5 protein-coding genes and 1 pseudogene are annotated in these 5,052 nt (G+C 67.8%); 3 read left to right on the forward strand and 3 right to left on the reverse strand.

Annotated features, from left to right (window positions below):
- Positions 1-684: hydantoinase B/oxoprolinase family protein (locus ABT009_RS47190; protein WP_351309585.1), on the forward strand; the 684-nt coding region annotated here is incomplete at its 5' end.
- Between the two features lie 343 nt (positions 685-1,027).
- Positions 1,028-2,125 carry an integrase core domain-containing protein gene (locus tag ABT009_RS47195; RefSeq protein ID WP_351309588.1) on the forward strand — a complete coding sequence of 366 codons (1,098 nt, stop codon included), beginning with the start codon at positions 1,028-1,030 and terminating at the stop codon, positions 2,123-2,125.
- Positions 2,126-2,191: 66 nt separating this feature from the next.
- Here ABT009_RS47195 and ABT009_RS47200 read toward each other — a convergent pair.
- Positions 2,192-2,374, reverse strand: a pseudogene (locus ABT009_RS47200) (transposase); the annotation flags it as partial.
- A 2-nt stretch (positions 2,375-2,376) separates the two neighbouring features.
- On the opposite strand from ABT009_RS47200, the gene ABT009_RS47205 reads away from it, so the two are divergent.
- On the forward strand, positions 2,377-2,871 hold the full coding sequence (locus ABT009_RS47205) for a GNAT family N-acetyltransferase (RefSeq protein ID WP_351309597.1): 495 nt from the start codon (positions 2,377-2,379) through the stop codon (positions 2,869-2,871).
- A gap of 52 nt (positions 2,872-2,923) precedes the next feature.
- Here the strand turns inward: ABT009_RS47205 and ABT009_RS47210 are convergent, their stop codons facing one another.
- Positions 2,924-4,102, reverse strand: coding sequence for an IS110 family RNA-guided transposase (locus ABT009_RS47210; protein WP_351309591.1), 1,179 nt, complete (start codon positions 4,100-4,102; stop codon positions 2,924-2,926).
- A gap of 135 nt (positions 4,103-4,237) precedes the next feature.
- Positions 4,238-4,963 (reverse strand): group II intron maturase-specific domain-containing protein, encoded by a 726-nt coding sequence (locus ABT009_RS47215; RefSeq protein WP_351309594.1) that lies wholly within the window; start codon positions 4,961-4,963, stop codon positions 4,238-4,240.
- Between the last annotated feature and the right edge of the window lie 89 nt (positions 4,964-5,052).

The raw sequence follows: 5,052 nt of genomic DNA on the forward strand, positions 1-5,052 counted from the left end.
CCGCTGGCTGTGCGGGCCCGCATGGGCGCGTGCAACCGGGTGTACAACGTCGTGATGCGCGCGCTGGCCGGCGTCGCACCGGATCGGATCGTCGCGAGTGGCCACGATTCAACCAACGCGGTGGGTTTGGCGCACTTCGGCCCCGACCGCTACCGCGTGTACATGGAGTGCGTCGGCGGCGGCTGGGGGGCCGCCGACGCCGCGGATGGCGAGGACGTCGTGGACGCTCCGCTCGCGAACTGCAGCAACGTGCCGATCGAGTCGCTCGAAACCGACCACCCCTACATGCGCATCGAGGAGTACGCGATCCGCCAGGACTCCGCCGGAGCGGGGCGCCGGCGCGGAGGCAGCGGGGTGCGACGCACCTATCGGATCCTCGACGACGGAGTCAGCTTCAACGCGTACTCCGACCGGCACAGGATTCCGCCGTGGGGACTCTTCGGCGGGCTCGAGGGCAGCCCGAGCCGTCATTCCGTGATCCGCGACGGAGAGGTGATCGTGCTCCCCTCCAAGACCAACTACCCGTTGCAGCGCGGGGACCTGCTCGTCATCGAGACTGCGGGTGGCGGCGGCTACGGCGATCCTCGCGAGCGTGACCGGGCCGCGGTCAGGAAGGACCTGGAAAGCGGCTGCATCTCCGCGGAGGCCGCCTTCCGGCTCTACGGCCTGGAGGACGCCGGCTGAGGGTTCACCCAGCCAGCAGGTACGCGGCGGCTGCCCCGGCTGTCATCGGGACACCCTTCCCGATGACAGCCGGGGCAGTCTCGCGCTGGGACAGCCGTACTCCCGTGCTCAGTCACGTGCTGCGCGAGCGGCGGAACCCGGGGCGGTTCACGCAGCACCCGTCGGACGGTGGCGGGGCTGACCCTGTGGCCGAGGCAGCGCAGTTCGCCGTGCATACGCCGGAAGCCTGCCCTTGCCGAATACTCATCCGCCCTGGTGGTAGCCGGTGTGCGGGACGTCGACCGCGGTCGCTCGCGCCGGCACCCTCACGTGGCTGTCGATCAGCGCGGCATGATGATCGACCGTGCTGCTACGACTTGCTTACCTGGGCGTGACGAACACATTCGCCCTGCTGCGCCTGCTGCCGATGAGCGCCCGGGACAAGGACGCGGAGATCCTTGCCCTGCGTCATCAGATCACGGTGCTGGAACGCCAACTCGGCAAGCAGAGGGTGCGGTTCACCCCGACCGACCGGGCGTTCCTGGCGGCGCTGCTGCATCGGCTGCCACGGCATGTGCTGCGCAGGATGCGGCTGCTGGCGCGCCCGGAGAAGGTGATGCGATGGCATCGCGACCTGGTCGCACGCCGCCACGCGGCCCGGTCTCGGCCGAAGCGACCGGGTCGGCCACGGACCGTGCACTCGATCAGAGCCCTGGTGCTGCGCCTGGCGCGCGAAAATCCCAGCTGGGGCTACAGGAGAGTGCACGGTGAGCTGCTCGTGCTGGGGATCAAGGTTGCCGCTTCCACGGTATGGGAGATCCTCAAGGGTGCCGGGATCGACCCGGCGCCCGAACGAAGCTCCAGCACCTGGGGCGACTTCCTACGCTCCCAGGCCGACGCACTGGTGGCCTGCGACTTCTTCGAAACGGTCACCCTGTCCGGGGTGCGGCTATACGTGTTCGCGGTGATCGAGCACGCCAACCGCCGGGTCCGTATCCTGGGCGCCACTGCTCACCCGTCCGCGGCCTGGGTGGTCCAGGCCACGAAGAGCCTCGTCATGGACCTCGAGGACGCGGGCTGCCGAGCGCGGTTCTTGATCCGGGACAGGGACAGGAAGTTCCCCAGGTTGTTCGACGCAGTCCTCAAGGACGCGGGCATCGAGGTGGTGCTCAGTGGCGTTCAGATGCCAAGGATGAACTCCATCATGGAGAGGTGGGTGCAAACCTGCCGACGAGAACTGCTGGACCGCACACTGATCTGGAACCAGCGCCATCTCCTATACGCCCTGCGCGAGTTCGAATCCTTCTACAACGAGCACAGGCCGCACCAGGGCATCGCGAATGCCCGCCCCCTCCATCCGCTACCTGCTCCGATCGAAGATCCGGGCACGATCGCGCGTCTCGACATACGCAGACGTACGCGACTCGGCGGCACCCTCCACGAGTACACCCATGCGGCCTGACCAGCATGGATCGGGTGTGTCAATTTAACGGCCCTGGCTCACATTCGGTGGTAGCGGAGGGTGACGTTACCCGAGGAGGATTCGGTGGCGGAGCAGGGTGAAGCCTGCTCTGCCGTACATCTGCCACGCGATCAGCTTGGTCTTCGTGTTGACGCCCTCGGTGGGTCCGTTGCTGTACGACAGCGTGAGAGCGGCGACGACGGCGTCGTGGTCTCGGTCGAGGCCCCGGGTGAAGGCGTACGGCCCGGGTCATCAGGACTGCGCGGCTGGACCTGCTGCCGCTTCTCGTCGAGCACGCCGAGGAGATGGCCCAGGTGCTGTCCGATCCGGCTCTGCACACCTTCATCGGCGGCAATCCGGACACCCCGCAGGCCCTGCGCTCGCGCTACCAGCGCATGACCGCCGGCTCTCCCGATCCGGCCGTCTCCTGGCTGAACTGGGTGATCCGGCTCCGTGACGAAGCCTGCCTGACGGGCACGGTCCAGGCGACAGTCAGCCCCTCCAGCCACGGACCCGTCGCCGAGATCGCCTGGGTGGTGGGAACTGCGTGGCAGGGAAGAGGCATCGCCACCGAAGCAGCCCGAGGACTCGTCGACTGGCTCAGCCAGCAACCGGTGCAGGCCGTCATCGCCCACATCCACCCCGAACACCAAGCATCCGCTGCCGTCGCAGCCGCCGCCGGGCTCACGCCCACCGACGAATGGCACGAAGGCGAGATCCGATGGTGCCGGAGCATCAGGCAATAACATCGCCGATCCACAGACATCCGAGCTTGGTAAAACGTCAAGCCGCGAGGGGCTACGGTGTTGCCATGGGAGCGGGAAAGGCCTTGTTCGGGTCGAACATCTGGCCGGTCTGCAGGCAGTGGAACAGGCAGCCCAGCAGCCGGTTGAACACGTTGTGCATGGCAGCGGTGTGCCGGTCACCAGCGGCGCGTCGTCGGTCATATTGCTCCCTGATGAGCGGTGAGGGCAGTGCCCCGAAGATCCAGACGTGACCGGCGGCCGCCAGCCGCTGGTTCTTGACCCTCCGATGACGGACGACCCGGCTCTTGCCGCTGGCGATGGTGACCGGTGAGGCCCCCGCATATGCCTTGAGCGCGCGACCGTCGGCGAAGCGGTCGCGGTCGTCACCGATCTCGCCGAGCACGCGGGCGCCGGTGAGTGGGCCGATGCCGGGGAAGCTGCTGAGGATCTCGGCGTCGGGGTGCTGGGCGAAGGCATCGGCGGCCGCTTCGGCGAGGTCGTCGGCCGCTCGGCAGGCGGCATCCAGCTGGCTCACCAGTGCGAGGGTTTGCCGTCCCATGGCGCGTTCGACGAGGGGCAGTTGGCGGAGGTAGTCGCCGGTGAAGACGGTTCGCAGGCGCTCCACCCAGTCCTCGATGTAGCGCTGGCGGCCGGACTTCTTCAGTGCGGCTCGCAGTTGGGCCCGGGTTAGGCGTGCGGCGGTGGCCGGGTCCGGTGCAACGGCGAGCACCGCACGTGCCTCGCGTGAGTCGAGGCCAACGCCGCGGACATGGAAGGCTGCCAGCGCGGCTGGGAAGTACTGCTTGAGGTGGGAACGCAGTTGGTTGATCAGCTGGCTACGATTCCACACCGCGTCCTGCTGAGCGCGGGCGAGGACGGCAATCGCCTGGACCAGCTCGGAATCGGCTGGCAGAGGCCGGTGGACGTCCGCGTCCGTCCGCAGGATGTTTGCCAGGGTCATCGCGTCGGCGTGGTCGGACTTCGCTCGGGCTGCGCGGTGCCGCTCCCGGTAGCGGGCCACCGCCATGGGGTTGATCGAGTAGACACGGCGGCCGGTCGCCCGTAGGCAGGCGAAAAGCAGGCCGCGCGCGGTCTCCACGGCTACGGGTATCGGCGCGTCCGGAGTGTCGCCGGCCTCCACTAGAAGGTCGAGCAACTGGCGGTAGCCGTCCGCGTCGTCGCGGATACGCCGCTTGGTGACCAGCTTCCCCGCCTCGTCGACCAGGGCCACGTCGTGGTGGGGTCGGCGCGGAGCGCGGTACTGGGATTCCTCCCAGCCCGTTTCTCCACGCCGCCCTCCCGAACCGGACGTGCGAGTTGGCCCCGCATCCGGCTCTCCACAAGCCCCGTTGAGCGGTTGCTTTCCTCAGGTCGTGCTGGGCCAGGGCGACGGAATGGTCGTTCCCCTGGGCCGGTATCGCGTGGTGACTACCGAGCCCGGGTTGAACAGGACGACGTCGCCGTCGTGTGGCCACCATCCGCCGTCGCAGTAGCGGCGACGGAGCTCCTTCCACCCGGTGCCGAGGTGCTTGCGGCGGAGCCATCCGAAGACCTGGCGCCAGACGATCATGCGCAGGTATTGGAAGGCCCGAGCGGACACCCCGGGGCGGAAGTAGGCGGTCCAGCCCCGCAGCACCTGGTTGAGCTTGTGCAGCAGGACTGCCAGCGGCAGGCTGACGTTCATTCGGCAGAGTGCCTTCGTCTTGGCCTTGATGGACCGAAGTGCCTTCTTGGCCGGGTAGTTGTAGACGTACTGCCGGTCAGTTCCCCGCTTCTGGTGGCGCTGGATGCGCCAGCCGAGGAAGTCGAGGCCCTCGTCGATGTGCGTGATCAGCGTCTTCTCCTCCGACAGCCGCAGGCCGACGGTGGAGAGGACCTCCGCCACTTCGGGAAGCAGTGCTTCCGTCTGAGCTCGGGTGCCGGAGACCAGAATGACGAAGTCGTCCGCGTACCGGATCAGCCGGTAGTTGGGCAACCCTTTCTGGCGTCGGGTGAACCGTCGCTTCGGGCTGGTCTGTGGTCCGCCCTCGATCGTGGTGAAGTGCTCGTCCAGGACCGAGAGGGCCACGTTGGCCAGCAGTGGCGAGGTCACGCCCCCAACGCAATGGATAACTCAGGCGCGTGTCACCCTCTGTATCGGTGGAGTCCATTTGTCGATCACCGTCGGTGGCCCGTTCGCGG

Origin of the sequence: Streptomyces sp. NPDC002896 (assembly GCF_040295225.1) — a bacterium.
Taxonomy (GTDB): Bacteria; Actinomycetota; Actinomycetes; order Streptomycetales; family Streptomycetaceae; genus Streptomyces.